Annotated in this window: 27 protein-coding genes, 3 tRNA genes and 1 pseudogene; 15 read left to right on the top strand and 16 right to left on the bottom strand. The window is 73.2% G+C overall.

Annotated elements, in window-relative coordinates; genetic code table 11:
• Positions 1-2 precede the first annotated feature (2 nt).
• Positions 3-1,199, bottom strand: a complete 1,197-nt coding sequence (locus tag C569_RS0115385; protein ID WP_231394800.1) for a hypothetical protein — start codon at positions 1,197-1,199, stop codon at positions 3-5.
• Between the two features lie 174 nt (positions 1,200-1,373).
• Here C569_RS0115385 and C569_RS0115380 point away from each other — a divergent pair, with 174 nt between their 5' ends.
• Entirely contained in the window at positions 1,374-2,174 is an 801-nt protein-coding gene (locus C569_RS0115380) for a YveK family protein (RefSeq protein ID WP_018786662.1), read from the top strand.
• Here C569_RS0115380 and rfbC read toward each other — a convergent pair.
• On the bottom strand, positions 2,120-2,728 hold the full coding sequence (gene rfbC, locus C569_RS0115375; protein ID WP_018786661.1) for a dTDP-4-dehydrorhamnose 3,5-epimerase: 609 nt from the start codon (positions 2,726-2,728) through the stop codon (positions 2,120-2,122). The genes C569_RS0115380 and rfbC overlap by 55 nt on opposite strands.
• A complete protein-coding gene (gene rfbA, locus C569_RS0115370; protein WP_018786660.1) occupies positions 2,725-3,612 on the bottom strand; it encodes a glucose-1-phosphate thymidylyltransferase RfbA in 888 nt (295 codons plus the stop codon). Before rfbA ends, rfbC begins: the two co-directional genes overlap by 4 nt.
• A gap of 86 nt (positions 3,613-3,698) precedes the next feature.
• On the opposite strand from rfbA, the gene rfbB reads away from it, so the two are divergent.
• Both rfbB and rfbD read left to right on the top strand, forming a co-directional pair.
• Positions 3,699-4,700, top strand: a complete 1,002-nt coding sequence (gene rfbB / locus C569_RS0115365) for a dTDP-glucose 4,6-dehydratase (protein ID WP_026268192.1) — start codon at positions 3,699-3,701, stop codon at positions 4,698-4,700.
• Positions 4,697-5,575 carry a dTDP-4-dehydrorhamnose reductase gene (rfbD, locus tag C569_RS0115360; RefSeq protein ID WP_018786658.1) on the top strand — a complete coding sequence of 293 codons (879 nt, stop codon included), beginning with the start codon at positions 4,697-4,699 and terminating at the stop codon, positions 5,573-5,575. Before rfbB ends, rfbD begins: the two co-directional genes overlap by 4 nt.
• Here rfbD and C569_RS0115355 read toward each other — a convergent pair.
• Both C569_RS0115355 and C569_RS0115350 read right to left on the bottom strand, forming a co-directional pair.
• A complete protein-coding gene (locus C569_RS0115355; protein WP_018786657.1) occupies positions 5,544-6,998 on the bottom strand; it encodes a sugar transferase in 1,455 nt (484 codons plus the stop codon). The genes rfbD and C569_RS0115355 overlap by 32 nt on opposite strands.
• A 109-nt stretch (positions 6,999-7,107) precedes the next feature.
• Positions 7,108-8,172: an LCP family protein gene (locus C569_RS0115350; RefSeq protein WP_036345940.1), complete on the bottom strand. Its 1,065-nt coding sequence runs from the start codon at positions 8,170-8,172 to the stop codon at positions 7,108-7,110.
• Positions 8,173-8,201: 29 nt separating this feature from the next.
• On the opposite strand from C569_RS0115350, the gene C569_RS30350 reads away from it, so the two are divergent.
• Positions 8,202-8,513, top strand: a complete 312-nt coding sequence (locus C569_RS30350) for a hypothetical protein (RefSeq protein ID WP_018786655.1) — start codon at positions 8,202-8,204, stop codon at positions 8,511-8,513.
• A gap of 54 nt (positions 8,514-8,567) precedes the next feature.
• Entirely contained in the window at positions 8,568-9,647 is a 1,080-nt protein-coding gene (locus C569_RS0115340) for an expansin EXLX1 family cellulose-binding protein (RefSeq protein WP_018786654.1), read from the top strand.
• A 127-nt stretch (positions 9,648-9,774) separates the two neighbouring features.
• On the opposite strand, the gene C569_RS0115335 is transcribed toward C569_RS0115340, so the two are convergent.
• The 3 genes from C569_RS0115335 to bcp form a co-directional block, all read right to left on the bottom strand.
• The gene (locus C569_RS0115335) at positions 9,775-10,302 is read right to left on the bottom strand and encodes a GNAT family N-acetyltransferase (protein ID WP_018786653.1); all 528 of its coding nucleotides are present in this window, start codon (positions 10,300-10,302) and stop codon (positions 9,775-9,777) included.
• Positions 10,303-10,366: 64 nt separating this feature from the next.
• Positions 10,367-10,452: transfer RNA gene (locus C569_RS0115330), tRNA-Leu, on the bottom strand.
• A gap of 65 nt (positions 10,453-10,517) precedes the next feature.
• Positions 10,518-10,988 carry a thioredoxin-dependent thiol peroxidase gene (gene bcp / locus C569_RS0115325; RefSeq protein ID WP_026268189.1) on the bottom strand — a complete coding sequence of 157 codons (471 nt, stop codon included), beginning with the start codon at positions 10,986-10,988 and terminating at the stop codon, positions 10,518-10,520.
• A 122-nt stretch (positions 10,989-11,110) separates the two neighbouring features.
• Between bcp and C569_RS0115320 the strand changes: the two genes are divergently transcribed.
• From C569_RS0115320 to C569_RS0115305, 4 genes are read left to right on the top strand one after another with little or no spacing between them, the layout of a single operon-like run.
• Positions 11,111-11,830: an energy-coupling factor ABC transporter permease gene (locus tag C569_RS0115320; RefSeq protein ID WP_018786651.1), complete on the top strand. Its 720-nt coding sequence runs from the start codon at positions 11,111-11,113 to the stop codon at positions 11,828-11,830.
• Positions 11,827-12,255, top strand: a complete 429-nt coding sequence (locus C569_RS0115315) for a PDGLE domain-containing protein (protein WP_018786650.1) — start codon at positions 11,827-11,829, stop codon at positions 12,253-12,255. The genes C569_RS0115320 and C569_RS0115315 overlap by 4 nt, the downstream gene beginning before the upstream one ends.
• 2 nt (positions 12,256-12,257) lie before the next feature.
• On the top strand, positions 12,258-13,028 hold the full coding sequence (gene cbiQ, locus C569_RS0115310) for a cobalt ECF transporter T component CbiQ (protein WP_018786649.1): 771 nt from the start codon (positions 12,258-12,260) through the stop codon (positions 13,026-13,028).
• Complete coding sequence (locus C569_RS0115305) at positions 13,025-13,801, top strand: energy-coupling factor ABC transporter ATP-binding protein (RefSeq protein WP_018786648.1); 777 nt, start codon at positions 13,025-13,027, stop codon at positions 13,799-13,801. The genes cbiQ and C569_RS0115305 overlap by 4 nt, the downstream gene beginning before the upstream one ends.
• Before the next feature lie 117 nt (positions 13,802-13,918).
• On the opposite strand, the gene C569_RS0115300 is transcribed toward C569_RS0115305, so the two are convergent.
• Genes C569_RS0115300 through C569_RS0115285 form a run of 4 tightly spaced genes read right to left on the bottom strand, consistent with a single transcriptional unit; the run spans position 13,919 to position 16,843 of the window.
• Positions 13,919-15,007, bottom strand: a complete 1,089-nt coding sequence (locus C569_RS0115300) for a hypothetical protein (RefSeq protein ID WP_018786647.1) — start codon at positions 15,005-15,007, stop codon at positions 13,919-13,921.
• Complete coding sequence (locus C569_RS0115295; RefSeq protein ID WP_018786646.1) at positions 15,004-15,720, bottom strand: thioredoxin domain-containing protein; 717 nt, start codon at positions 15,718-15,720, stop codon at positions 15,004-15,006. The genes C569_RS0115300 and C569_RS0115295 overlap by 4 nt, the downstream gene beginning before the upstream one ends.
• Entirely contained in the window at positions 15,713-16,237 is a 525-nt protein-coding gene (locus C569_RS0115290; protein ID WP_018786645.1) for a MauE/DoxX family redox-associated membrane protein, read from the bottom strand. The genes C569_RS0115295 and C569_RS0115290 overlap by 8 nt, the downstream gene beginning before the upstream one ends.
• Positions 16,238-16,267: 30 nt before the next feature.
• Positions 16,268-16,843 (bottom strand): sigma-70 family RNA polymerase sigma factor, encoded by a 576-nt coding sequence (locus C569_RS0115285; RefSeq protein WP_018786644.1) that lies wholly within the window; start codon positions 16,841-16,843, stop codon positions 16,268-16,270.
• Positions 16,844-17,065: 222 nt separating this feature from the next.
• Between C569_RS0115285 and C569_RS0115280 the strand changes: the two genes are divergently transcribed.
• From C569_RS0115280 to C569_RS0115270, 3 genes are all read left to right on the top strand, one after another.
• Positions 17,066-18,733: a copper resistance CopC/CopD family protein gene (locus C569_RS0115280; RefSeq protein WP_036345958.1), complete on the top strand. Its 1,668-nt coding sequence runs from the start codon at positions 17,066-17,068 to the stop codon at positions 18,731-18,733.
• A gap of 16 nt (positions 18,734-18,749) precedes the next feature.
• The gene (locus tag C569_RS0115275) at positions 18,750-19,478 is read left to right on the top strand and encodes a YcnI family protein (RefSeq protein WP_018786642.1); all 729 of its coding nucleotides are present in this window, start codon (positions 18,750-18,752) and stop codon (positions 19,476-19,478) included.
• A gap of 141 nt (positions 19,479-19,619) precedes the next feature.
• Positions 19,620-20,468: a hypothetical protein gene (locus tag C569_RS0115270; RefSeq protein WP_018786641.1), complete on the top strand. Its 849-nt coding sequence runs from the start codon at positions 19,620-19,622 to the stop codon at positions 20,466-20,468.
• Positions 20,469-20,570: 102 nt separating this feature from the next.
• On the opposite strand, the gene C569_RS0115265 is transcribed toward C569_RS0115270, so the two are convergent.
• Entirely contained in the window at positions 20,571-21,866 is a 1,296-nt protein-coding gene (locus C569_RS0115265; protein ID WP_026268188.1) for a glycosyltransferase family 87 protein, read from the bottom strand.
• A 74-nt stretch (positions 21,867-21,940) separates the two neighbouring features.
• On the opposite strand from C569_RS0115265, the gene orn reads away from it, so the two are divergent.
• Positions 21,941-22,531 (top strand): oligoribonuclease, encoded by a 591-nt coding sequence (gene orn, locus C569_RS0115260; protein ID WP_026268187.1) that lies wholly within the window; start codon positions 21,941-21,943, stop codon positions 22,529-22,531.
• An 89-nt stretch (positions 22,532-22,620) separates the two neighbouring features.
• Positions 22,621-22,696, top strand: a tRNA-His gene (locus C569_RS0115255).
• Positions 22,697-22,742: 46 nt separating this feature from the next.
• Here the strand turns inward: C569_RS0115255 and C569_RS0115250 are convergent.
• Positions 22,743-24,035 carry an Ig-like domain-containing protein gene (locus C569_RS0115250; protein WP_018786638.1) on the bottom strand — a complete coding sequence of 431 codons (1,293 nt, stop codon included), beginning with the start codon at positions 24,033-24,035 and terminating at the stop codon, positions 22,743-22,745.
• A 160-nt stretch (positions 24,036-24,195) separates the two neighbouring features.
• Entirely contained in the window at positions 24,196-25,467 is a 1,272-nt protein-coding gene (locus tag C569_RS0115245) for an Ig-like domain-containing protein (RefSeq protein ID WP_018786637.1), read from the bottom strand.
• Between the two features lie 185 nt (positions 25,468-25,652).
• On the opposite strand from C569_RS0115245, the gene C569_RS0115240 reads away from it, so the two are divergent.
• Positions 25,653-25,728, top strand: a tRNA-Lys gene (locus tag C569_RS0115240).
• A 437-nt stretch (positions 25,729-26,165) separates the two neighbouring features.
• On the opposite strand, the pseudogene C569_RS33750 reads toward C569_RS0115240, so the two are convergent.
• Positions 26,166-26,477 (bottom strand): annotated as a pseudogene (locus C569_RS33750) (IS701 family transposase); the annotation flags it as partial.

The following is a 26,477-nucleotide window of genomic DNA, read 5'->3' as shown; positions in this document are numbered from 1 at the left end:
CGCTAGGCCATCCGATTGACGAGGAGGTGCGTGGACCGCTGGAGTCGCTGCCGGGTGCGCAACGCGTAGACGCCGTAGGCGACAGACGACGCGACCGCGGCGCCGAGCGCGCCGGCCCAAGGGATGAGCAGAACGTACAGCACCACCGACACGGACATGGTGACCAGGGCCACGGCGGTGGTGGCCTGCTCGCCCGCGCGCTTGAGCAGCGCCGCGCTCCACGTCTTGCCGGCCGACAGCGCCAGCGTCCCGGGCAGCAGGAGCAGCCCGAAGATCCAGGCGTCGCGGTAGTCGGGCGCCAGCACGCCCAGCGCCGCCAGGCCGATCACGGCCAGCGCGGCGATCGGCAGCGCCGACTTGACGACGTCGCGGCCGTGGTCGCCGATCGCCTCCGGGTCCCGCTCGGCCAGGATCCGCTGCGCCCGCACCACAGCGCCGGACTGCGCGAACTCCAGCGCCGCCACCGCCAGCGCGAACACACCGAGCGCGCCCGCTCCGGCGAAGCGGGCCACCAGGACCTGGCTCAGCCGGTACGTCAGCATCTGCGCGCACACCCCGACGTGCAGCCGGCCCACCGCCAGCAGGTCGGCGCGGTACTCCGGACGCCCCGCCGTCGCCGCCGGCACCGGCCCGAACCGCCGTGCCCAGCCCAGCACCGCCACCCCGAGCACAGTGGCGGTGGCGATCTGCACGCCCAGCCAGAGCACGCTCCACAGGCCACCGTCGAGCCGGTGGCTCAGCCACAGCAGCCCGTACCCGGCCACCAGCACCCCGCCGCCGAGCGCCCGCATGGTGTAGACGAACCAGAACCGCTTCAGGCGCAGGCCGAGCGAGGCGGCCGTGTTGAAGACGGTGAGCGCGCAGCCCGCCCCGATGCCCACGAGGTGGCTGCCCAGCCCGGCCAGCGTGGTCAGCAGCGCGGCGGCCAGCGCGGTCAGGCCGAGCGAGGCGGTGAGGATACCGGCGATCCACAGCCGACCCCGCGACATGATCCAGCCGGCCGGCCGGGACAGCAGGAACGTGTCCGCGGACAGGCCGCCGAGTGCCGCCCCCACGGTGGCGCTCACCATGTTCGCCGCGAGTTCGCCGCGTTCGGCAGCGGGCAGCGTCACCGACACCAGCGCGGCGAGCCCGGTCAGGCCCAGGGCGACCAGATGGAGACGCTCGGGGGAGACGATCCGCCGGACCCGGCCTAACACCCGGCGCCCAGGCGACGGCGCCGGCCGCGAGCCGGCCACGCGGAATCCACTCGTCTTCCCCCAAGATGCGCGGATGTGTGCGGGCCCTGTTCTACCCGACATGGGCGGCACCGCGCAATGGACCCGGCGGGCGGGTACGCCCGCGGCACCCCGCCGCCGGTAGGGTGACGCGTCGTGGACCTCGCCCACTTCCGCGACACGATCGGCAGGCGGTGGCCGATCGTGCTGGCGTCGACGCTGCTGTGCGGCGCGTTCACCGGGGTCCTCGCCGAACGCCGGCCGCCGGTCTACCGGGCCGAGACCCAGATGGTCGTCACGTTCGCCGCCGAGAAGTCGGCGGCACCCCAGCCCCGCCCGCCGGCCGACGAGGCGGGCAGGCTGATGCAGCGGCGGGTGAAGACGTACGCCACGATGATGAACACTCCCCGGCTGACCCGCCCGGTGATCGACTCGCTCGGACTGCCGTACACCACCGACGACCTGGCCGGCCGCGTCGTCGCGTCGTCCACGGTGGACACCATGGCGATCGACGTGGCGGTCACCGACCGGTCCGCCGCCACCGCCGCGGCGATCGCCGCCGCGCTCGCCGCCGAACTGCAACGGATCGCCGGACGCGACCTGCCGCCCGCCGGGCTGGGGCTCAAGGCCCACGTCGCGGTGGTCCGGGCCGCCGCGCCGCCGCCGCGTCCCGAGCCGGTGCGGTGGCAGTGGTACGCCGTCGGCGGCGCGCTCGGCGGCCTCGCCGTCGGGGCCGGCATCGCCCTGGTGCTCGGCTACCGCCGGGCCGGCACTCCGGTGAGCGCTGACGTGCGGACGCTCTGGGCCACAGTGGCCCGCCGCCGTCCGCCTGCTCCGGACACGGCGGCCTCGGCCACGGCGGCCTCGGGCGCAGCGGCCGGTGGCCCGGCCGGGGTGCCGGGTCAGAGTGACGGCCGCGTGGCCGACGCCTCCGTGAAGGAGCGGCAGGCGTCGTAGCCGGGCAGCAGCCCCGCCGCGCGCGCCTGCGCCAGGAGCGGTGCCGCCGCGTCCCGCTCGGACAGCAGCGGCGTCGCCGCCGGCCAGTCGATCCCGAGGTCCGGGTCGAGCGGATGCACGGTGTGCTCGGCCGCCGGGTTGTACGTGGCGGAGCAGAGGTAGCTGAGCGTCGCGTCGTCGGTCAGCGCGCAGAACCCGTGCCCCAGGCCCTCAGCCAGGTAGACGGCCCGCCGGTCGGTGTCGTCGAGGCGTACCGCCTCCCACCGGCCGTACGTCGGCGAGCCCGCCCGCACGTCCACCACCACGTCCAGCACCGCCCCGCGTACGCAGGTGACGTACTTGGCCTGGCCGGGCGGTACGTCGGCGAAGTGGATGCCGCGCACCACGTCCCGCGCGGAGACGGACAGGTTGGCCTGCGCGAGCCGCAGCGGATGCCCGACCGCCTCGGCGAGCCGGTCGAAGCGGTACCACTCCAGGAACAGACCCCGCGGGTCGCCGTGCTGACGCGGGGTCACCTCCCAGGCGCCCTCGATGCTCAGCGGACGGATCTTCACGCCGCGCTCCCCGAGCCGGACCGCTCGGCCAGCAGGCCCAGCAGGTATTCGCCGTAACCGCTGCGGGCCAGCGGGTGGGCCAGCATCCGCAGCCGCTCGTCGTCGATCAGCCCGGACCGCCAGGCGACCTCCTCGACGCAGCCGATCTTCATGCCCTGGCGTTCCTCGATCACCCGGACGAACTCGGCGGCCTGCATCATCGACGTGAACGTGCCGGTGTCCAGCCACGCGGTGCCCCGGTCGAGCAGCGTCACCGTCAGGTCGCCCCACGCCCGGTACGTCTCGTTGATAGCGGTGATCTCCAGCTCGCCCCGGGCGCTCGGGGTCAGCTTGCGGGCGATGTCGACCACCCGGTTGTCGTAGAAGTAGAGGCCCGGCACCGCGTACCGGGAGCGGGGGCGGGCCGGCTTCTCCTCGATCGACAGCACCCGGCCGGCGTCGTCGAACTCGACCACGCCGTAGTCCTGCGGGTTGGCGACCGGGTATGCGAAGACCCGCCCGCCGTCCGGCTCGCCGTGCTGGGCGAGCTGCCGGCCGAGCCCGACGCCGTGGAAGATGTTGTCGCCGAGGATCAGCGCCACCGACTCGTCGCCGATGAAGTCGGCGCCGAGCAGGAACGCCTGCGCGATGCCCTCCGGGCGGGGCTGCTCGGTGTACGCCAGGCGCAGCCCCCACTGGCTGCCGTCGCCCAGCAGCCGCTCGAACTGGGCGCGGTCGTCCGGCGTGGTCACCACCAGGATCTCCCGTACCCCGGCCATCACCAGAGTGGAGAGCGGATAGTAGACCATCGGCTTGTCGAACACCGGCATGAGCTGCTTGGAGACGGCCCGGGTGATCGGCCAGAGCCGGGATCCGGTGCCACCGGCGAGAAGGATTCCACGCACCCGCGGAGACTACCCGCGGCGCCGCCGCCCCCGTGGCCCGTCGACGTCCCGCCCGGCCTGCCGGTACGGCGTAGACTCCACGATCCGTGAGGATGCTCGTCACCGGCGGCGCCGGCTTCATCGGGTCGGAGTACGTGCGGATGCTGCTGGGCGCGCCCGGCGGCGACGCGGCCGGGGTGCCGGTCGAGGGCCCCGCCGCGCTCACCGTGCTGGACAAGCTGACCTACTCCGGCAACGTGGCGAACCTCGCGCCGGTGCGCGACGATCCCCGGCTGCGCCTCGTCCGCGGCGACATCTGCGACCCGGTGCTGGTCGGCGACGTGGTGCCCGGGCACGACGTGATCGTCCACTTCGCCGCCGAGTCGCACGTGGACCGTTCGATCACCGGCGCCGCCCCGTTCGTCACCACGAACGTGCTCGGCACCCAGACGCTGCTGGACGCCGCGCTGCGGCACGGCGTGCGCCGGTTCGTGCACGTCTCCACCGACGAGGTGTACGGCTCGATCGACTCCGGCTCGTGGACGGAGAGCTGGCCGCTGGCGCCGAACTCGCCGTACTCGGCCTCGAAGGCCGGGTCGGACCTGCTGGCGTTGTCCTACCACCGCACCCACGGCCTGGACGTCGTGGTGACCCGCTGCTCCAACAACTACGGGCCGTACCAGTTCCCGGAGAAGGTCGTGCCGCTGTTCGTGACCAACCTGCTCGACGGCGGCACCGTGCCGCTCTACGGCGACGGCGGCAACGTCCGGGACTGGCTGCACGTGCACGACCACTGCCGGGGCGTGGCGATGGTGCAGGAGAAGGGGCGGGCCGGCGAGGTCTACCACATCGGCGGCGGCACAGAGCTGACCAACCGGCAGCTCACCGAGCGGCTCCTGGCGGCGTGCGGGGCCGGCTGGGACCGGGTCGTGCCGGTCACCGACCGCAAGGGCCACGACCGCCGCTACTCGCTGGACATCAGCAAGATCAGCAGCGAGCTGGGGTACGCGCCGAGCATCGACCTCGACCGGGGCCTGGCCGACACGGTCCGCTGGTACCGGGACAACCGGGCCTGGTGGGAGCCGCTGAAGAGGGCCGGCCACCGATGACCCGGGTGCTCGTCACCGGCGCGGGCGGGATGCTCGGGCGGGACCTGCTCGCCGTGCTGCGGACCCGGCCGGACCTGACGGTCACCGCCGCCGCCCGCGCCGACCTCGACCTCACCGACGCGCACGCGGTCCGGGGCGCGGTCGGCGGGCACGACGTGGTGCTCAACGCCGCCGCGTGGACCGACGTGGACGGCGCCGAGACACGCGAGCGGGACGCCACAGCGGTCAACGGCGACGCGGTCGCCGCGCTGGCCCACGCCTGCGCCGGGTCCGGTGCGCGGCTCGTGCACGTCTCCACCGACTACGTGTTCGCAGGCGACGCCGCCGAGCCGTACCCGGAGGACGCCCCGACCGGCCCGGTCAACGCGTACGGGCGCGGCAAGCTCGCCGGGGAGCAGGCGGTGGCCCGGCTGCTGCCCGAGACCGGGTACGTGGTGCGTACCGCCTGGCTGTACGCCACCCACGGACGCAACTTCGTCACCACGATGCTGCGGCTGGCAGCCGAACGCGACCGGCTCGACGTGGTGGACGACCAGCGCGGGCAACCGACCTGGTCGTACCGGCTCGCGGAGCGTCTCGTGGCGCTCGCCGACGCGGCGCTCGCAGGCGACGCGGCTCCCGGGACGTACCACGGCACCGCCGCCGGCGAGACGACCTGGTACGGCCTGGCCCGCGCCGTCTTCGCCCTGCGTGGTCTCGACCCGGACCGGGTCCGGCCGACCACGAGCGACCGCTTCCCGCGCCCGGCGCCGCGCCCGCACTACAGCGTGCTGGCGCACGGCCGGTGGGCGGCGACGAAGCTGCCGCCGCCGGGCCACTGGCACGCGGACCTGACCGAGGCGCTCAGCGGCCCCCGCCCCGGAAGACCTCGGTGACGGTACGCAGCACGATCTTGATGTCGAGCCAGAGCGACCAGTTCTCGACGTAGTAGTTGTCGAACCGCGCCCGGTCCGAGATCGGCGTGTCCCCGCGCAGGCCGCTGACCTGCGCCAGCCCGGTGAGCCCGACCGGCACCCGGTGACGCATCGCGTACCTCGGGTATTCCATCGAGAACTTCTCCACGAAGTACGGCCGCTCCGGCCGGGGCCCCACCACGCTCATCTCACCGCGCAGGATGTTCCACAGCTGCGGCAGCTCGTCCAGCGACGCGCGCCGCATGAACCGGCCGATCGGGCCGACCCGCTCGTCGTGCGCGATGGACCAGGTGGTCTGCGACTCGTGCTCGTCGGCCGGACGCATGGACCGGAACTTGACGACGTGGAACGGCTTGCCGTACCGGCCGATGCGCTCCTGGCGGAAGAACACGTCCCGGCCGCCGTCGAGGAAAGTGGCGACGGCGCAGAGCAGCAGCAGCGGGCTCAGCAGCACCAGGGCGGTCACCGCGAACACCACGTCGGAGGCGCGCTTGAGCCGCCACCGGGGACCGGTGAGCGTGGTGTCGCCGATCTTGATGATCGGGATGGCGCCGATGTGGTCGGGGTAGCCGCCCTGCGACCGTGACCCCCACAGGCGCGGCACCGCCCACAGGTCGCAGCGGGAACTGGCCGGGCGCAGCAGCGACTCCATCAGGTCGGCCTCGGAGCAGTCCGGGTCCGCGATGACCAGGACCTCGCACTCCAGCATCTCGGCGAGCTTCTCCAGGTCGTCGATGGTGCCGATGAGCGGCGCAGCGCCGAGGCGCGGCCGCGACGGGGCGTCGACAGCGCCGACGAACCGCAGCCCGTACTGCGGGTAGCGGCGCAGCAGCCGGGCCAGTTCGGCGCCGATCGGCCCGCCGCCGATGACTATCGCGTTGTGCTCGACCCACCGGCGCCTGCGGGCCAGCAGGATGAGCCGGCTGTTCAGCGCCCGCCCGACGATCACCAGGGCGGCGGAGAGCGCGACGCCGCGCACGAAGCCGCTGACGTGCGGCACCGAGTCGTGCCGCAGCGCCGCGATGATCGCCCCCACCGCGCCGGAGGCCAGCAGCCGGCCGCCGAGGGTCGGCAGCTCGTCCAGGATGCTGATGTGCCGGCGCGGCCGGTAGAGCCCGCCCGCGGCGAACAGCCCCACGGTGAGCGCGGCGTTGAACAACGTGCCACGCCAGTAGTCCTGGGTCAGCAGCAGCGGCGCGAGCAGCGCCGCGACGTCGATGGGCGCGGTCACCATCCAGGCCCGCAACCGCCGGGTACGCGTCGACGCGCGCGATCCCGCGTACGGCAGTACCGTCGTCGTGTCCAGACCGCCGTCCATCGGCGCGTTCATGGACACACCGGACGGTGGCGCGGACGGATGCTCGAACGCCGGCAGGCGTGGCATGGTCGATCCTTCCCCGTTACGCCCCCGGCCCGGATGCGGAGACCGGCGGCGATCGCAGGATACGAGCGGCCCCGCCCCGCCGCCAGCACCGGCATGACAGATCGACGTCCTACTTTCCGCTGGCGGCGAGGATCTCGGGGACCGAGTCGCGGCGCACCGCGTCGAACAGCGTCTTCGACCGGGCCGGATCGGGAAGCACGACGCTCTCGGTGCCGACCCGGCCGGTGCCCTTCACCGGGCAGGTGAAGAACGTCAGGTTGTCGCCGCGCAGGCCACGCATCTCCATGGCCAGGTCCACCAGCGACAGCGACTCGTCGACAGCCACCGAGTCGGACGTGGCACGGACGAACGAGTTGAGCTTGGCCGGGTTGGCCAGCACCCCACCCGAGGCGGCCTTGTCGAGGATGGCCTTGATCACCTGCTGCTGGTGCCGGATCCGCGCGAAGTCGCCGTCGGGGAAGGCGTGCCGCTCCCGCGCGTAGTCCAGCGCGGCGGCCCCGTCCATGATCTGCCGGCCCTTCTCGAAGGTCCGGGTGCCGATCAGCGAGTACTTCGTGGTGAAGCCCTTCTCCACCTCGATCTCGACACCGCCGAGCGCGTCGATGATCTCCTTGAAGCCGGCGAAGTCGACCATCGCCACGTTGTCCACCCGTACGCCGCTGAACTTCTCCACCGTCTGCACCATCAGCGGCACGCCGCCCCAGGCGTACGCGGCATTGATCTTCGCGTCGCGACCGCCGCGGCCCTCCTTCGACTTGGGGACGGCCGTCCAGGTGTCGCGGGGGATCGAGATGAGCTGGGCGCTCGACCGGTCCTTCGGCAGGTGGGCCAGGATGATCGTGTCGCTGCGCGAGCCGCCGGTGCTCTCCGGATCGCGGGAGTCGCTGCCCAGGATCATGATGTTCATGGCACCCTTGGCCTCGACCTGCGGCCGCGACTCCTCCGGCAGCCCCTCGAAGGCGTCGACCCGCTCGATGGACTTGTCGACCGAGCGGTAGTAGAGGCCACCGGCCAGGGCGCCGCCGCCGGTGAGCAGCACGACCACGAGCAGCACGACCAGGGCGATCCGCCGGCCCCGGCGGGGCCGCGGCCGATTCTCCGCCACGGGCCCCGGCTCCACATCGGAGCCCTGCGCGTGCGGGCCGGAATCGGTGAGCTGGTGGCGATCTGACATGCCGCGATGCTACTGATTCGCCTCGTATCGTGTGGACCCCGCGCCCGGACGGTGACGCCCCGGCGGCGCGGGACCGCCGCGGTGAGGTGGCCGGGCCCGCGCCTCGCCGCCGGGTGGCCGCCGGATCGATGATGCGCGGCGAACTCGGCTCCTGCTGGGCCCCGCCACGGCGGCGGCGCTCGACGAGACCCGTGACCGGTCCGCTGGGCCGGCGACGCCGGCTGCCGGTCGAGACCGGGGTCTGGCGCGTCCGCCTGGAGGTCTCGCTGCGGCAGCGCCCCGACCTGGCCGGCGGGCTGGCCGGTGTCGTCTCCACCGCCCGCGCGCTGCGCCCGGTTTAGCTTTCGCTTAGCTCGCTTGTCCGGCGGCAGGCCGGTCCGGCAGCATCGACCGGCGTGACCGACGGCACCGCACCGATCCCGCCGACCTCCGGCGACGCGCCCGGCCCCGCCACCCCGGACGGTCGTCGCCAGGTGGCCACGCGCAGTCGCCGCCTGGCCGCCGCCGGCCTGGTCACCGTCGCCGCCGCGGTCGCGGTGACCCTCGCGGTACGCGGCGGCGCGGCCCCGGCCTGCGCCGCCCCGCCTCCGCGCGCTGCCGTGGCCGCGCTCCCGTCCGTGGCCGCCGCGCTCCCGCCCGGTGCCGCGATGCCGGTGGCCGCCGCTCTGCCGCCCGGTGCCGCCCTGCCGGCGGCTGCCGCTCCGCCCGTCGGCGGCGCGACGCGCAGCGGCAAGGCGACCTTCTACGACTCCGAGGGCGCCGGCGGCAACTGCTCCCGGCCGGCCGCGCCCGCCGACCGGATGTACGTCGCGCTCGGCCCGGACGAGTACGCCTCCGGCGCCTCCTGTGGCGGCTTCCTCGACGTCACCGGCCCGCGCGGCACCGTCCGGGTGCTGGTGATGGACCAGTGCCCGGAGTGCGCGCCCGGCCACCTCGACCTCTCCGCCGAGGCGTTCGCCCGGATCGCCGACCCGGTGCAGGGAGTGGTGAAGGTCAGCTACCGGGCGGTGGTGAACCCGAAGTTGCCCGGCCCGCTCACCTTCCGGATGAAGGAGGGCTCGTCGCAGTGGTGGTTCGCCGTCCTGGTCGGTGACCACGGCAACCCGCTGCGCTCGGTCGAGGTGCGGAGCGACGGCTCGTGGCGTACGGCCCAGCGGCAGGACTACAACTACTGGTTGATCGGGTCCGGGGCTGGTCCCGGCCCGTACGAGATCCGGGTCACCGACGTGTACGGCCACCGCGCGACCGCGACCGGCATCCGGATGCTCCCCGGCCAGGTGCAGCGCAGCAAGACCCGCATGTACGGCGCCGACCCCGCCACCGCCGGATCCACCCCGAAGAAGCCGACCCCCACACCCCGGACCCCCGCCCCCAGCCCTTCCACCCGCACAACGTCGCCGGCCCCCGCCGCCGCCCCGGTGGACCCCGTCGTGCAGGCAGCCGCCGCTCCTCCCACCCCGCCACCCTGCTCCTGACCCCGCCCACCACCGGCGCCCCGGCTCGCCGATCTTGCACTTGCGGCCCTCGATCTGCCCTGGATGCAGCTTTTGTGGGGGCGGAAAGTGCAAGATCGGCGGGGCAGGCCAGGACGGGGTGGGTGGGTCAGGGGGAGGTGGGGAGGTCCAGCCACATGAGGATCTCGTCGCGGGTGTCGGTGGGGGACAGGCGCAGTGCGGCGGGGAGACGGCCGATCTCGCGGTAGCCGAGCCGCTTGTAGAAGCAGTCCAGCCCCAGGCCGTCGCGGACCGTCACGTGCAGCGCCGCCAGCCCGAGGCCGCTGGCGATCCGTTCGGCCTCGCGCATCAGCGCCGCGCCGTGGCCGCGTCCCTGTGTGTCGGGGTGCACCATGACGCGCTTGAGCACCCGCCAGTGCGTCTTGAGGTGGAACCGGTTGTCGGCGATGACTAACACCGCGACCAGCTTCTCACCCTCGTAGCCGGCGAGCAGCCGGTCCGGCCCGTCCGCCACCTCGTCGAGCGTCGAGGTGGCGACCGGGCGTACCTCGTCGGCGGTCACCGGGGCGACGAAGCCGACGGCACCACCGGCGTTCGTCACGTCCACCCAGAGCGCGGCGATCTGTTCGCGCAGTTCGGGGGTCAGGTCGGGGTCGAGTACGAAGCGCAGGTCCACGACGCCATCCTGCGCGTGACGACGCGGCCCGGACCCGCGTTCGTGATGCGGGTGACACAGTTGATGGTGCGGGAGGGGGGTTTCGAACCCCCACGTCCTCTCGGACACAGGCTCCTAAGGCCTGCGCGTCTGCCGTTCCGCCACTCCCGCCGACCCGCTGAGTCTAGAGCGTCACGCCGCAGCCGTGTGTACTCCGGGCCGCGACCGGAGCGACCTCAGTCGAGGCCGAGGTCCCGGCGCAGCTTGGCGACGTGACCGGTGGCCCGCACGTTGTAGAACGCCTGCTCGATCTTGCCGTCCTCGTCCACCACGAACGTCGAGCGGATCACGCCGGTGACCGTGCGCCCGTACATCTGCTTCTCGCCGAACGCGCCGTACGCGGTCAGCACCGCCTTGTCCTCGTCGGAGACCAGCGGGAACGTGATGGCGTCCCGGTCGCGGAACTTGGCGAGCTTGGCCGGTTTGTCCGGCGAGATGCCCACCACCTCGTAGCCGGCGGCCTGGAGCGAGGCGAGGGAGTCCCGGAAGTCACACGCCTGCTTGGTGCAGCCGGGCGTCATGGCGGCCGGGTACGCGTACAGGATGACCTTGCGGCCGCGCAGGCCGGTCAGGGACAGCGTGCCGCCGTCGTCGGTGGGGAGGGTGAACTCGGGTGCGGGGTCGCCGGGCTTGAGGCGGTCGGTCATGGCGGTGACGATACCGCCGGGCCGGCACGGCGGCGGCACGGCGACGCGCGGGCGCGGTGACGGCCATCATTTGCAGTTGCAAGATATTGGCAACAGTGCCTCCCTGGAAATACGCTGAGCGCGTGGACACCCTGGCGATGCACATCTCCAACGGGATCATCGACGGTCCGGTCGCCGCGATCTTCGCGGCCTTCGCGCTGGCCGCGCTCGCCTTCTGCGTACGTCGGGGCCGGGCCGACCTCGACGACCGGCTCGCCCCGATGGCCGGTTTGGTGGCGGCGTTCATCTTCGCCGTGCAGATGCTCAACTTCCCGATCTTCACCGCCGGAGTCAGCGGTCACCTGCTCGGCGGCGCGCTGGCCGCGATGCTCGTCGGCCCCTGGGTGGGCGCGCTCTGCGTCGCCGTGGTGCTGATCGTGCAGGCGCTGGTCTTCGGTGACGGCGGGGTTGCCATGCTCGGCCTCAACATCACCAACATGGCGTTGCTCGGCACCGCCGCCGCGTACCTGCTGATCGCGCTCCTGCTGCGCGTGCTGCCGCGCAGCCCGTCCGGGCTGGCGGTGACCGCGTTCGTCTCCGCGCTGGTCAGCGTGGTGGTCGCGGCCCAGGGCTTCGTCCTGCAGTACTGGCTGGGCGGCACCACCGACCTCGGCGGCAACCTCACCGGCCTGGCCGGCACCATGGCCTTCGCCCACCTGCTGATCGGCGTCGGCGAGGGCCTGATCACCGCGACCACAGTGGTCACGGTCGCCAAGGTCCGGCCCGACCTGGTGTACGCGCTGCGTGCCCTCAAGCCGGCCACGCCGGCTCCCGCCGTCCCGGTCGCCGGAGGTGCCCGATGAGCAAGCGTCACTGGCCGTTCCTGCTCGGCGGCCTGCTGGTGGCCCTGCTGCTGGCCGGCGTGGTCAGCAACTACGCCTCCTCGCACCCGGACGGGCTCGACTCGTCGCTGCTCAAGGGCTGCACGGTGAACGCCGACGACGAGATCACCGGCGGTAGCTGCCCGGCCCAGCAGGCCAAGGACCACGAGCTGGCGGACAGCCCGCTCGCCGACTACGGCGTGCGCGGGATCGGCAACGACTTCGTCTCCACCGGCCTGTCCGGCGTACTCGGTGTGCTGCTCACCTTCGCGGCCAGCGGCGGCCTGTTCTGGCTGGCCCGCCGTCGCGGGCCGGCGACGCCCGCCGCGCCGGTCACGCCGGCCACGCCCACCGCTACCGCCGACCGGGCGGACGAGGCCGCAACCCCGTCCGGCGGCACCCGCTGACCATGGGCGCCGGGCACGCGCACGTCCTCTACCGCGAGTCCGGCTCGCCGGTGCACCGCCTCCCGCCGGAGGTGAAGATCGCCGCGATGGTGCTGTTCACCGTCGCGGTGGTGGCCACGCCACGGGAGGCGTACTGGGCCTTCGGCGGGTATGCGCTCCTGGTCGCCGTGGTGGCCGCGCTCGCCCGGGTCGGCCCGCGCTGGCTGCTCAGCCGGGCCCTGATCGAGCTGCCGTTCGTGCTGTTCGCGTTCGCCCTGCCGTTCCTGGGCGCGGGGGAGCGGGTCGAGGTGGCCGGGCTCGCCCTGTCCGTCGACGGGCTGCACGGCGCCTTCAACATCCTCGCCAAGGGCACCCTCGGCGTACTCGCGTCGCTTCTGCTGGCGGCGACCACGACGACGCGTGACCTGCTGCTCGGCCTGGACCGGCTGCGCTGCCCGCAGATCCTCACCCAGATCGCCACGTTCATGCTGCGCTACCTGGAGGTGCTCGTCGGCGAGGCCCGCCGGATGCGGGTGGCGCGGGTGTCCCGCGGCGACGACCCGCGGTTCCTGTGGCAGTTGCGCGGCTTCGCCGCCGGGGTCGGCGCGCTGTTCCTGCGCGCCTTCGAGCGCGGCGAGCGGGTCTACCTGGCGATGCTCTCCCGCGGCTACACCGGCCGGATGCCGGCGGCGTGGCAGGGGGCCGGCGCGGCCACCGCCGGCCAGTGGGTGGCCGCCGCGACGGTGCCGGCGATCGCGGCCACCATCGCCGCCGTCGCGCTCGTCCTGCAATGATCGGGTACGTGCAGCAGCCGCCCTCCCTCGACGTCGACGGCGTCCGGTACGCGTACCCGGACGGTCACGTCGCCCTGCACGGGGTGGACCTGACCGTGCCGCGCGGCGAGCGGGTGGCGCTGCTCGGGCCCAACGGCGCCGGCAAGACCACGCTCGTGCTGCACCTCAACGGCATCCTCACCCCGACCGAGGGCACGGTGAGCGTCGGCGGCCTGACGGTCGGCCGCGACCGGGACACGCTGGCCGAGGTACGCCGCCGCGTCGGCATCGTCTTCCAGGACCCGGACGACCAGCTGTTCCTGCCCACAGTCGCCGAGGACGTCGCGTTCGGCCCGGCCAATCTGGGCCTGCGCGGGGCCGAGCTGGCCGCCCGGGTCGACGAGGCGCTCGCGGCGGTCGGGATGAGCGAGCACCGGGACCGGGCGCCGCACCACCTGTCGTTCGGGCAGCGGCGCCGGGTGGCGGTGGCGACGGTGCTGGCCATGCGCCCGGAGATCCTGGTGCTGGACGAGCCGTCGTCGAACCTCGACCCGGCCGCCCGGCGGGAGCTGGCGGAGATCCTGCGCGCCCTGCCGGTGACGCTGCTCATGGTCACGCACGACCTGCCGTACGCGGCCGAGCTGTGCCCCCGCTCGGTGATCCTGGACGGTGGCCGGATCGTCGCCGACGCCCCCACCGCGGACCTCCTGTCCGACGAGGCGCTGCTGACCGCCCACCGCCTGGAGCTTCCCTACGGCTTCGCCCCCGCCCGACCCGGCCCCCGCCCGACCTGACCCGGTCCGGGGGCGAGTGCGGCGGGGGTGGGTTCAGAGCAGTGTGAATCTTGGTACGAAAGGGCCGGGGGCCGGGGGCCGGGGGGCTTCACTCATCGATCGCCGGGGCGGGGCGGGTCAGGGCGTGGGGTTCGGGTGGAGGGTGGGGCGGGCCGCTCGTGCGGCGGCGCGCAGGCGCAGCAGGCCCGCCGCCACCGCGCCGGCGCCCGTCGCCAGGCCCACCACCACGAGCACCCGGACCAGCACGGCCGGGCCGGCGGCCGGGGGGATCGAGCGGGACAGCGCGGCGAGGTTCGTCACTCCGGCGAACAGCGTGAGGCAGGCGCCGGCCAGCGCGAGCACGAAGTCGGCGGCCGGGCGGCGGGCCAGCGCGTACCCACCGGCGGCGAGTGCGCCGAGCCCGGTGAGCAGCGTCCAGACCTGACCGGTGACCAGCTCGGCGAGCGTTCCGCCGACGCCGGGGGCGCCGGTGTCCAGCGCGCGGGCGACCGTCAGCGCCACCGTCGCGGCGCCGCCCGCGGCGAGCAGCGCGCCGACCGCGCGCAGTGCCCGCACCCCGGCGGCGGTGCCGCCCGGCGCCAGCCCGGCCGCGCCGATCAGCAGGAAGCCCAGCGTGGCGGCCACCCACCAGGGGTACGGGTCGGGTGGCGGCACCCAGTCCAGCGTGCCGCGTACGGCTCCGGTGGTGTCACCGGCGCGCAGCGGCACGGTCCAGTCGCGTACCCGGTGTTCCCGGTCCGGGGCGGCGGCGACGGCGAGCGGCGGGGCGTCCTCCCGCCACAGCGTGCGCTGGTCGTGCCAGCGGGCGGTGGGCCCGTCGTCGATCCGCCGCCAGTCGGGCGCGGCGGCCGGGTTCGCCTCGGCGGGCAGCCGCGTCTCCCCGGCCAGCGTCCGGTTCAGGTACGTGGCGGGGGAGTGGAGGTTCTCGTACACGCCGGCCGGGCCGACGCGCAGGTACGGCTCGCCGGAGTAGCCGAGCACCGTCACCTCGGCGCCGGTGTCGTTCGTCAGCTCCAGCCGCGCGCCGGCCTCCACCATGCGCGCGGTCAGCCCGGGGCGGTCCGGGTCGACGTCGCTGATGGTGGCTCGGTAGTCGGTGCCGTCGGGCGCGTCCGCGCCGTGTGCGGCGGCCGGCGCGGCGAGCGTGAGCAGCGCGGTGGCCGCGCCGGCGAGCACCAGCGCGACCCGGCGCAGGGGTGTCGTCACCTGCCGGCCGCCTCCACCGCCGACTTGATCCCCTCGGGGCTGCGGTCCTGGAGCTCACTGCCGTTGACCTTGATGGTCGGGGTGCCGGTCACGCCGGCCTTGCTCGCCTCGTCGGTGACGTGCTCGGTCCACGGCCGGTACGTGCCGTCGGAGACGCAGGAGGCGAACTCGTCGCGGTTCAGCCCGACGCCCGCGCCGATGTCGACGAGCTCGTCGTTGCTGAGCCCGGCGCCGCCCTCCGGCGGCTGCCTGTCGAAGAGCTGCTCGGTGAACTCGCGGAACTTGCCGCCCTCCGCGGCGCAGCCGGAGGCGGCCGACGCCCGGGTCGAGTATTCCGTGGTGGAGAAGCGGTTCAGGAACGCCACCGGGTGGAACACCAGCTTCGCCTTGCCCTCGTCGACGAGCTGGTCGAGCGTGTCGCCGTTGACCTGCTGGAACTGCTTGCAGGCGGGGCAGAGGTAGTCCTCGTACAGGTCGATGGTGACCGGGCCGGTGCCCAGCACGATGCCGGTGCCGGCGTCGTTGGCCCCGGGCGGGGCGGTGAACTCGTCGGACTTCTGGCTGGAGTACACGGCCCAGCCGATGCCACCGGCGATGACGAGCACCAGCACCGCGGCGATCGAGGTCCAGAGCGTGCGCTTGCGCCGCTTCTCCCGGGCGATCTGCTCGCGTACGACCCGGGCCGCGTCCTTGCGCCCCTTGCGACTACTCATCGTCGTCCTCCACGGTGTCGTCGCCCGCCAGCCACCCGTCCACGGAGAACGGGGTGCGGGGCCAGATCAGCAGGAACCCGGCGAGTACCAGGAACCCGAGGTCCCGGAGGATCTCCGGGAGGTAGCTGGGCGTCTGGCCGGCGGCGAGCTGCCCGCCGCTGCCGAAACACCCGCAGTCGATGGCCAGGCCGCGCGCCCAGGCCGAGGCGATGCCCGCGACGAAGACCACGAGCAGCGCCGCCGACACACCGGCGCTGATCCGGGTGGCGAGCCCGACGAGCAGCAGGACGCCCAGGGCCAGCTCGACGAACGGCAGCGCCGCGCCGATCACTGTGGCCACGTCGTACGGCATCACCTGGTAGGCGTTTACGGCCCGGCCGGAGGCGGCCAGGTCGCCGACCTTGGTGCCGCCGGCGATCAGCCACACGGCTGCGAGTCCGAGGCGGGCCGCGACGCCGAGCCAGGGCCGCAGGGTCTGCCAGCGGCCGGCCCGGGAGGGGGAGGGGGTCACAGTCATTCGTCGTCCGAGCGCCACGAAAGGTTCCCGCTATCCGGCCAGCGTGTCGCCGACAGCGTCGACCAGTTCGTCGCGGGCGCGGGCCACCCGGGAGCGGATCGTGCCCACCGGCACCCCCTCCACGTCGGCGGCCTCGGCGTACGACAGGCCGAGCAGTTGGGTGAGCACGAACGCGGAGCGCCGTTCGGCCGGCAGCCGGCGGACCAGGTCGGTGGCACCGAGTTGCCCGGCCGGGTCCGGGTACGGGCGGTCGGTGGCGGCCTGGGCGGCGAGCCGCGCGTCGAGCCGGCGGCGGCGCACCACGGTGCGCAGGTGGTCGGCGCAGGCCCGGCGGGCGATCCCGAGCAGCCAGGTACGCACGCTGGAACGCCCCTCGAAGCCGGGCAGCGCCCGGAACGCCCGCAGGTACGTCTCCTGGGTCAGGTCGTCTGCGGTGTCCGGGTCGACGAGCGCGGCGGCGAAGCGCCACACCTCGGCCTGGGTGGCCCGGACGAAGGCGGCCTGCGCGTCGCGGTCCCCGTCGCGGGCGGCCAGCGCCCAGCCGGTGGCAGCGTCGAGCGCCGACTCGGGGCGGTCGGCGGCGGTGTCGCGCGGGCCGGGGATCACGTCACCCGAGGTTACGCGGCGTACCTGGACAGGACAGGGTCCTTCGACCCATTCCGTGGTCCCGCACACTCCGGGAACTTCTCCCGCCCGCTCTCCGACTACCCTCCTATGACCTCCGAGCAGGGCCGGCGTGGTGCGCGCCGCGGTGTCGGGTGGGCGCTCGGTCACGCCCGCCGGGCACCGGCTCGCCGGACCCGCCCCGGTTCGGGAACCATGGCGGTCATGACTGCTGCCGTACCCCGCCCGTCCCGGGTCGTCGCCGCCCGCTCCGGGGCCGTTGCCGGGCTGCTGCTCCTGCTGGTCGCCCTGCTGCTCGTCCCGGCCACCCCGGCCGCCGCCCACGCGGTGCTGGTGAGCAGCAGCCCGGCCGCCTCCGCCGTGGTGCCCGAGGCGCCCGCCCAGGTGGTGATCACGTTCAGCGAGGGCGTCCGGAAGGTGCCCGGGAAGGTTCGGGTGATCGCCCCCGACGGCTCACGCGCCGACCGGGGCGAGCCGACGTTCCAGGGCGCCGAGGTCACCATCCCGGTGGATCCCGCCGCCGGGCGCGGCACCTACCTGGTGAGCTACCGGGTGATCTCGGCCGACAGCCACCCGGTCTCCGGCGCCTTCACCTACTCCGTCGGCGCGCCGTCCGAGCCGCCCACCGACAGCGGCTCGGACAACCGGGCGAACCTGGTCACCGAGAACGCGGTGAAGGTGGCGAAGTTCGCCGGATACACCGGTCTGCTGCTGCTCATCGGCCCGGCGCTGGTGCTGGCCGCGCTCTGGCCGCGCCGGCTGTCCCGCCGGGGACCGGCGCGGCTGGCCTGGACCGGGCTCGGCGTGCTGGCGGCGGCGACGATCGCCGAGGTGTGGCTCCAGGTGCCGTACGTCAACGGGGGCGGCCTGTTCGACGTGACCGGTTCCGGCCTGAGTGACGTGCTGGGCAGCGCCTACGGCACCACCCACCTGGTCCGGCTGGGTCTGCTCGCCGCGGCGGCGTTCCTGCTCCGGCCGCTGTTCGCCGGTCCGATCGGCCGTACCGACGGGATCATCCTGGCGGTCCTCGGCGGCGCGGCGCTGTTCACCTGGCCGCTGGCCGGGCACGCGGCGGCCTCGCCCGCGCCCGCGGTGTCGGTGGTGGTGGACGCGGTGCACCTGGGCGGCATGGCGGTGTGGCTGGGCGGCCTGGTCATGCTCACGGTTTTCCTGCTGCGCCGGGCCGACGAGCGTGAGCTGGACGCGATCCTGCCGATCTGGTCCCGCTGGGCGGCGCTCGCGGTGACCGCGTTGCTGCTGGCCGGCACCGTGCAGGGCCTGATCGAGGTGGCCGGCGTGCAGGCGCTGTTCGGGACCACGTACGGCCGGCTCCTGCTCGCCAAGATCGTGCTGTTCGCACTGGTGATCGGCGTGGCCGCGTACTCCCGGGCGCTGGTGCGGCGGCGGGTCGCCGCCGGCCGGCCGGGTTCGATGCGGCGGGCCGTGGTGGCCGAGCTGGTGATCACGGCGGTGGTGCTGGGCGTGTCGGCGACGCTCGTGCAGACCACTCCGGCGCGGACCGCCGCCGCGGACGTCGCCGGAACCGAACAGGGCTACTTCTCCACTACGCTGAGCAGCCCGATCTACTCGCTGGAGGTCCAGCTGGACCCGGCCGAGACCGGGAACAACTCGATCCACCTGTACGCCTACACCAAGGACAACCGCCCCCAGCCGGTGCAGGAGTGGAAGGTCACCGCCGCGCTCCCGTCGGCCGGGATCGAGCCGATCACCGTCCCGCTGCTGCCGTTGAGCGACAACCACGCCACCGGTGAGGTCAACCTGCCGGCCCGGGGTGACTGGCAGGTGCGCATCACCGTCCGCACGTCCGACATCGACCAGGCCACGGTGACCGCCACCGTGCCGATCAAGTAACGGAAGGTCCCATCTGATGATCCGTCTCCGGCGCCCCGCGACAGTCGCCGCGCTGACCCTCACCGCAGTGGCCACGGCCGTCCTCGGCCTGGCCGGTCCGGCCTCGGCGCACGTCACGATCAACCCGGCCGAGGGTACGCAGGGCGGCTACGGCCGGTTCGCGTTCCGGGTGCCGAACGAGAGCGACACGGCGTCGACAGTCAAGGTCGAGGTGAACCTGCCAGAGAACGCCCCGGTCGGCTCGGTCTCCACCATGCCGGTGGCGGGCTGGACGGTCGCCGTGGAGAAGCGCAAGGTCGACCCGCCGATCGAGGTGCACGGCAGCCAGATCACCGAGGCGGTCTCCAAGCTGACCTTCACCGCCGCGCCGAACGGTGGTGTGAAGCCGGGCGAGTTCCAGGAGTTCCCGGTGTCGATGGGCCCGCTGCCGCAGGCCGACACGATGGTGTTCAAGGTGCTCCAGACGTATTCCGACGGCAACGTCTCCCGGTGGATCGAGGAGCCGACGCCGGGCGCGGAGGAACCGGAGAACCCCGCGCCGGTGCTCGAGCTGGCCGCGGCGGCGCCCGCCTCGCCGGGCGCGAGCGCGCCGGCCGCCACGGCCGACGACGACGATGACGACGACGCCGGGTCCGGCGCGGCCACCGCCCTCGGCGTGGCCGGCCTGGTCGCCGGGCTGGGCGGCCTGGCCCTCGGCGGCCTGGCGTTCGCGCGTACCCGGCGGGAGCCTGCCGCGAAGTCCTGAACGTGAGCGACGCACCGGCCCGGCGGGACGATCCGCCGGGCCGGTCGCCGTCGGCGGACGGGTGCCGCCGATATCCGGCGATCGGCCGACGCGCGTCGGTAAGGTCGGCCGGGTAGTTGGCTACCGAGAGGGACGACGCGAATGCGTTTCGTACGCACGATCGCCGGCGTGGTGCTGCTGGCGTTGGGGATTCCGGCGCTGCTGGCGGGCGGAGGTCTGTGGCTGGCCGCGCGGCAGGCCGGCCCGGACGGCGGCTTCGACGCCCGGTTCGAGCCGGTCCGCACGCCCGCCTCCGTGGTGCTGGTGGCCGACGTGGACGCGTTGCTGCGCGCCGACCTGCCGCTGGCGCGCACCGGTCAGGCCCGGCTGCACCTGACCGCCCGGGACGACGACGGCCCGGTCTTCCTCGGCCTCGCCCCGGCCGACCAGGTGCGAGGGTGGCTGGCCGACGTCCCGCACAGCACCGTGCGCCGCGTGGCGGTCACCCGGGGCCCGCTGCCGGTCGACCTGGACCCGGCCACCGCCGGCGCCGGCACCGCCGCGCCGACGGCTCAGTCCTTCTGGGTACGGGAGGGCGTCGGCTCCCTGGAGTGGAGCCCGTCGGAGCTGTCCGGCCGGTCGCTGAGCCTGGTCGTCATGCGCGTGGACGGCGCGGCGGGGCTCGACCTGCGGATGCGCGCCGAGTTGCGGGCCGGGTGGTTCCCGGGACTGGCGTGGGTGCTGCTGGTCGGCGGGACGTTGCTGGTGCTCCTCGCCGTGGTGGTGCTGCTGCGCCCGCTGCGGCCCCGTGAGGTGGTCTTCGTGGTCGAGCCGGACCAGGTGCCGGTGCTCGCCGGGCGTCTCGGCGTGACCTCGCTGTCCGGGCTGGGCCGCCAGCCGGGCCCGGCGTCGCGACCCGAGCGGCACCTGGTGGCGGTGGGCTCCGGCGCCGGGCGGACCCGCGCGGCGATCGCTGCGCCGCCGGGCCGGTGCCCCGGCGACCAGGACTGACGACGAGAACCCGAACGGCCCTCCGCGCTGCCGACGCGGAGGGCCGTTCTTCACCGGGGGATCGGTGCTACCTGGGAGAAAACTGAGGTAGTTGCTCCTAGATTAGCGCTGATCGCCGTTCGTTGCGAGGTGTGTCCGTTCAGTCCGTTTCATTGGTTCCTCGCCCGCATGCCGACGGATCGGCAGTACGGCCAGCACGAGCAGGCTGAGCAGCACGTACACGTTGCGGACGACGAAATCGACCGGGTCGTCCGTGTGCACGATGGCGGTACCCCAGTCCTGGAACGTCACCAACCCGTACACGATCGGCAGACCCACGACGGCGACCAGCGCGAAGAGGCCGCCGCGACGGCGGGCCCCGGCGGGCGTCGCCGGATCGGCGTCCAACGCGGCGTCGACGAGCACCACCAGCGCGGGGATGAACCAGTACAGGTGGTGGATCCAGGTGATCGGGCTGACCAGGCCACCCACCAGCCCGGTCAGGGTGAGACCCACGAGCGCGTCGCCCGCCCGGGCCGCGCGCGCCGCCCGCCACAGGCCGAACGCGGCCACCGCCAGCGCGAGCAGCAGCCACAGCAGCCGGCCCGGCTCGGCCGGCGCGGTCAGGCGGCTGAGCAGCCCGAACAGCGACTGGTTCCCGGTGTAGTCGGTGCGGCCCACCCGGTCGGTGGCCCACAGCTCGTGGGTCCAGAAGCGCCACGAGTCACCCGGCGCGACCGCCGCCGCCAGCAACGTGGCCGCCGCCGCGGTCACCGCCGCCACGGCCGCCGCCCGCCACTTGCGGGCAACGAGCAGGTAGAGCAAGAAGATGCCGGGGAAGAGCTTCAGCGCCGTGGCCAGGCCCACGCCCACGCCGGCCCAGCGCCGCCCCTGCGGTACGGCGAACAGCAGGTCGGCCAGGATCAGCACCACCAGCAGCATGTTGATCTGCCCGAGCGTGAGCGTCTCCCGGGTGCTCTCCACCGCCAGCACCAGCAGCACGGCGACGGTCAGCCCGAAACCGCGCGGCAGGTGGTGCCGCCGCAGCACCGGCAGCACCAGCCAGCGGGTGGTCAGCACCACGGCGGCGAGGGTCAGCACCGCGAAGACGACGATGGCCACCCCGAGCCGCAGATGCCCGAACGGGGCCAGGAGCAGCGCCGTGAACGGGGGATAGGTGAAGTAGAGCGCGCCCTGCACCCGGTCCGGCTGGACGTAGTCGTAGAGCGGGTGCCCGGCCGCCCACCAGTCCATCGCCGACATGTAGATCTTCTGGTCGTAGTAGTCGTGCCGCAGGTTGCGCAGGTAGGGCGCCGGCAGGATCGCGATCAGCGTCAGCACCGCGACCACCCGCCGCACCGCACGCGGACCCGCGTCGTCGCGGGGGACGGCGGGTGGGTCGACGGGTTCAGCTGGCACGCAGGAAACCCTAGCGGTCCACCTCGGCCACCGTGCCCAGGCGCGGGCGGGTCGGCGGCGCGTAGTCTGTTCCAGTGGCTGATCTTCTCGTCTGGATCGACTGTGAGATGACCGGGCTGGACCTGCGGCGCGACGCGCTGATCGAGGTCGCGGCGCTGGTCACCGACCCCGATCTCAACGTGCTCGGTGACGGCGTCGACGTCGTGATCCACGCCGACGACGAGGCGCTCGACGCCATGCCGGAGATCGTGCGGACCATGCACGCCAAGTCCGGGCTCACCGATGAGGTACGCCGCTCGACGGTGACGCTGGCCGAGGCCGAGGACATGGTGCTCGACTACGTGAGCAGCTACGTGAAGGATCCGCGTACCGCCCCGCTGTGCGGCAACTCGATCGCCACCGACCGGGGCTTCCTGGCCCGCGACATGACCCGGCTCGACGCGCACCTGCACTACCGGATGATCGACGTGTCGTCGATCAAGGAGCTGTGCCGGCGCTGGTACCCGCGGGTGTACTTCGGGCAGCCGCAGAAGGGCCTCGCCCACCGGGCACTCGCGGACATCCGGGAGAGCATCCGCGAGCTGGAGTACTACCGGCGGACCGTGTTCGTGCCGCTGCCGGGACCGGACGTCGAGGCCGCGAAGGCGATCGCCGCCGAGCTCTGACGCCCGCGCCGAACCCGGTGGACGAGGTCGGCCGGGGTGTGGCTATGATTAGTCCGCGCACCGCCCGGGCGACCGGAGCGGCGAGCATGGTGGCTGTAGCTCAGTTGGCAGAGCACCGGGTTGTGGTCCCGGTTGTCGTGGGTTCAATTCCCATCAGTCACCCCAACACGAAGCCCTCTCCTTCGGGAGAGGGCTTCGTCGTGTACGGGGGTCAGGGGGTCGGCTCGACGCTGGGCGTACCAGCGTCCGGGGTGACGTCGGCGGCCGGCGGATCGTACGGCAGGGCACTGCCCTTGACGTACTCGTCCCAGCTCATGTTCCAGTCGGTCCAGCCGTTGCCGTTCTGGAGCTTGCGCTCGGTGCCCTTGACGGTGATCGGGTCACCGATGCGGGTGTTGGCGAACAGCCAGCTGCCTTCCTTCATCGAGACGTTGACGCAGCCGTGCGACACGTTCGTGCGGCCCTGCACGCCCTCGGACCAGGGCGCGGCGTGGATGAACTCGCCGCCCCAGGTGAGCCGCTGGGCGTAGTCGATCTCGGTGCGGTAACCCTCCTCCGGGCCCAGTTCCTCCATGGTGTCGAAGACCGTGTGCCGGAGCTTCTCGATCACCACCATGGTGCCGCTGGAGGAGGGGGTGCTCTTCTTGCCCAGGCTCACCGGGATGGTCTTGACCACCTTGCCGTCGCGGGTGACCGTCATCCGCTTGGTGCTGTTGTCGACGGTCATCACGAGCGCCGGACCGATCTTGATGTCGACGCTGAGGTCGGCGCGGCCGTACCAACCGCCGCCCAGCGGCAGCCCGCCCGCCTGCACCCGGTAGCTGACGGTGCTGCTGGCCTTCCAGAACGTCCTGGGCCGGTAGCGCACCTCGGTCGGGCTCACCCAGTGCCAGATGCCCTCCTGGGCCGGCTTCGAGGTGACTGTCATCCGGCGCTGGATGTCGTCGCGGTAGTCCTCCGGGATGGCCCGGCCGAACTTCACGATCAGCGGCATGCCCACGCCCACGACCTGGTCGTCGCCGAGGAAGCTGGTGATCCGGATCTGCTTGGCCGGCTTGGCCATCGTGGTGAACGTGCTGGTGGCGGTGGCGGCCTTGCCGTCGTCGCCGGTCGCGGTGACGGTCGCCGTGTACGTCTGCCCGTACTCCAGGGCCGAGGACGGCAGCCAGCTCCCGCCGTCCGCCGCGAGCGTGCCGTCGACGACCGTGCCGGCGGCGTCCTTCAGCTCGACCGTGGTGTCCTGCGCCTCCTTCGTGGTGAAGGTGATGGCGGTGGACGCGGGCACGTCCTTGGCGTCGGCGGCGGGCTCGCTGATGGTGGCCGCCGCCTTCGGGGCCTCCTCGCCGCCGTCGCCGCCCTGCCAACTCGACGGCTTGTCGCCGCCACCGCTGGTGCAGGCGGTCAGGGCCATCGCGGCGGCGAGCAGCCCGGCTGCCAGCGCACGGCGGCGGCCGACGCGTCGGACGCTCGCGCCCCGGATCGGTTCGTCCTGGCCAGCTCGCATGACTCCCTCACAAGGTGATGCCGTTCCCCGTCGTCTCAGGTCAGACGCGCCGGAGCGGGTACGCGTTGCCGGACGTGAAACGGAACACCCACGTCATGTAACGATTCCGCTGTCGTCCGGCGCTTCGTCGGAGGTGGCGTGTCCGACCACGTTACGCCCGTCAGAACGGCGCCGGCTGCCCGCCCTTCGGAACCGGCAGCGCGCTGCCGGCGACGAACTGCGACCAGCTCATGCTCCACGCCGTCCAGCCGTTACCAGGGGCCAGGCGGCGCTCGGTGCCCTTCACCGTGATCGGGTCGCCCACGAGCGTCTTGCCGAACAGCCACCGGCCGTCGGCCATCGACACGTTGACGCAGCCGTGCGAGACGTTGCGCCGCCCCTGCACACCCTCGGACCAGGGCGCGGCATGGATGTACTCGCCGCCCCAGGTGATCCGCTGGGCGAAGTCGATCTCGGTGACGTACCGGTTGGCCGGGTCCGGCTCGTCGCGGGTGTCGAAGACGGTGGCCTCCTTCTTCTCCATCACCACCATCGTGCCGCTGGAGGAGGGGGTGCTCTTCTTGCCCAGGCTCACCGGCAGCGTACGGATCACGCTGCCGTCCTCGGAGACCGTCATCTGCTTGGTCGCGTTGTCCACCGTCATCTCGAACGCGCGCCCGATCCTGGCGGTGGCGCTGCGGTCGATGTTGCCGTACCGGCCGTTGCTCAGCGGGATCCCGGCCAGCGCCAGCCGGACCGTGATCGTGGTGCCGGTCTTCCAGTACTCCGGGGCGCGGTAGTACGCCTGGGTGCCGTTACCGACCCAGTGCCACGCGCCGGGCTGCGGCGGGTCGGTCTGCACGAACATCCGCTTCTGCACCGCGGCCCGGTCCTTCTTCGGGATGCCCGGCGAGAACTCGGCGACCACGGGCATGGCCACCCCGTACGTCTTGCCGCTGAACATGTAGAGACCGGAGCCGATCATCGACTTGGGCTTGGCCATCGTGGTGAACGTGCTGGTGCCCTGGTAGGTCTGGCCGTCCCTGCCGGTGCCGGTGACAGTGGCGGTGTACTTGGTGCCGTACTCCAGCGCGGCCGACGGCACCCAGCTGGAGCCGTCGCGCCGCATCCGCCCGGCGACGCCGGCGCCGTCGGCGGTGGCGACTACCACCTTCGACACGGTGCCACCACCGGGGATGCGGGCGCTGATCTCGGTGCTGACCGGCCGGCCGTCCGCGCCGTCGGCCGGGCTCACGGTCAGCGGCGGTGCGGCGGCGCTGTCGCTCGGTGCGACGCTCGGATCGGGGGCGGCGGACGAGACGCCGCCGACCTGCTGCTGGCCGGGCATGAACTCCGGCTTCCTCCCCTCGTCGCCGCGGCATCCGGTCAGTGCCAGCGACGCCGTCAGGACCAGGGCGCCCACCATCGCCCCGGCCCGCGCGAACCTGCCCATGCCCACCCCTGTCCTCGCGTGCCTGGCGGACATCGTGCCGTATCGACGCTCCTGCGCCCGTCCCCGCGCCGTTCGGGTGACCGTTTTGCCGGTTGCGCCGGTTAAGCTCGTCCGAAGGGTGGACCCCGGGATCGGATTGGAGCCCACCTCGGCGGGCGTGCTAATCTTCTTCCCGTTGTCAGCGAGCGCCGCTAGCTCAACTGGCAGAGCAGCGGACTCTTAATCCGCGGGTTCGGGGTTCGAGTCCCTGGCGGCGCACCAACGAGCAAGGCCCTGACCTGGTGTTTGTTACCAGGTCGGGGCTTTTTCGCGTCTACCGGCGGCTGGTGGTGGCTCGGTGGGTGCTCGGGAGCCGGTGGACCGGGTGGCTCTGGTGGGACGCGGCGGGGTGCTCCGGGACGCCAGGCGGTGGCTGCTGCGCGCCGGGTGGTCGGGTGGCCGGGGTTGGGGCTGTCGGTGGTTCTCGGTCGGCTCGTGGTGGTTCCCGCTTTGGCTCGTGGTAGGTCGGAGATGGGCTTGGTGCCGGGGATAGGCCGATCGTGGTGGGGTGCGGTTTGCCGGTTCTGGGCCTTTCGTCATCGGCTCTTCGGCTGATTTGGTGAATAGCGATCATGGAAAACGTCTCACAAACCCGGTTTTGAGGGTGCGGGAGTTCCTACACGGCGCTTCTGCGGCGCTAGTACGGCAGCCGCCATTTGTTAGTTGACCAGGGCGTAGCCGCGGTTGAGGCGGGTGCGTTGGTGGTACCAGCGGGCGCGGGCCTGGTGTCGGCGTCGCCAGGTGAGCCAGTCGAGGGTGTGGTCGGGTGGTTGTGGGTGATGGAGGGCGTCGGCGAGGAGTCGTCCGATCTCGGGCACGGTCAGGGGGATCAGTCCGGGTTCGGCTGGTGGTAGTTGGTCGGGTGTGGTCGGCGGGGGCGCCTGGCTGTCGGTGCGGTGGCGTAACTCGGCGGCGGTGACCGCGCAGACCGCGAGAGCGGTCATGACCAGCGCGGTGTGCCGGGCGATCGC

Source organism: Micromonospora sp. CNB394 (assembly GCF_000374985.1).
In the GTDB taxonomy this organism is placed as follows: domain Bacteria; phylum Actinomycetota; class Actinomycetes; order Mycobacteriales; family Micromonosporaceae; genus Micromonospora; species Micromonospora marina.
This window is presented reverse-complemented; position numbering and strand designations above follow the sequence as displayed.

Coding starts and splice junctions, on each gene's coding strand:
- C569_RS0115270 (WP_018786641.1), top strand. CDS start 19,620: ATGCGTTTCGTACGCACGATCGCCGGCGTGGTGCTGCTGGCGTTGGGG.
- C569_RS0115315 (WP_018786650.1), top strand. CDS start 11,827: ATGAGCAAGCGTCACTGGCCGTTCCTGCTCGGCGGCCTGCTGGTGGCC.
- C569_RS0115350 (WP_036345940.1), bottom strand. CDS start 8,172: ATGTCAGATCGCCACCAGCTCACCGATTCCGGCCCGCACGCGCAGGGC.
- C569_RS0115250 (WP_018786638.1), bottom strand. CDS start 24,035: ATGCGAGCTGGCCAGGACGAACCGATCCGGGGCGCGAGCGTCCGACGC.
- rfbD (WP_018786658.1), top strand. CDS start 4,697: ATGACCCGGGTGCTCGTCACCGGCGCGGGCGGGATGCTCGGGCGGGAC.
- C569_RS0115245 (WP_018786637.1), bottom strand. CDS start 25,467: ATGGGCAGGTTCGCGCGGGCCGGGGCGATGGTGGGCGCCCTGGTCCTG.
- C569_RS0115355 (WP_018786657.1), bottom strand. CDS start 6,998: ATGCCACGCCTGCCGGCGTTCGAGCATCCGTCCGCGCCACCGTCCGGT.
- C569_RS0115305 (WP_018786648.1), top strand. CDS start 13,025: ATGATCGGGTACGTGCAGCAGCCGCCCTCCCTCGACGTCGACGGCGTC.
- C569_RS0115280 (WP_036345958.1), top strand. CDS start 17,066: ATGACTGCTGCCGTACCCCGCCCGTCCCGGGTCGTCGCCGCCCGCTCC.
- bcp (WP_026268189.1), bottom strand. CDS start 10,988: ATGACCGACCGCCTCAAGCCCGGCGACCCCGCACCCGAGTTCACCCTC.
- cbiQ (WP_018786649.1), top strand. CDS start 12,258: ATGGGCGCCGGGCACGCGCACGTCCTCTACCGCGAGTCCGGCTCGCCG.
- C569_RS0115275 (WP_018786642.1), top strand. CDS start 18,750: ATGATCCGTCTCCGGCGCCCCGCGACAGTCGCCGCGCTGACCCTCACC.
- C569_RS0115290 (WP_018786645.1), bottom strand. CDS start 16,237: ATGACTGTGACCCCCTCCCCCTCCCGGGCCGGCCGCTGGCAGACCCTG.
- C569_RS0115295 (WP_018786646.1), bottom strand. CDS start 15,720: ATGAGTAGTCGCAAGGGGCGCAAGGACGCGGCCCGGGTCGTACGCGAG.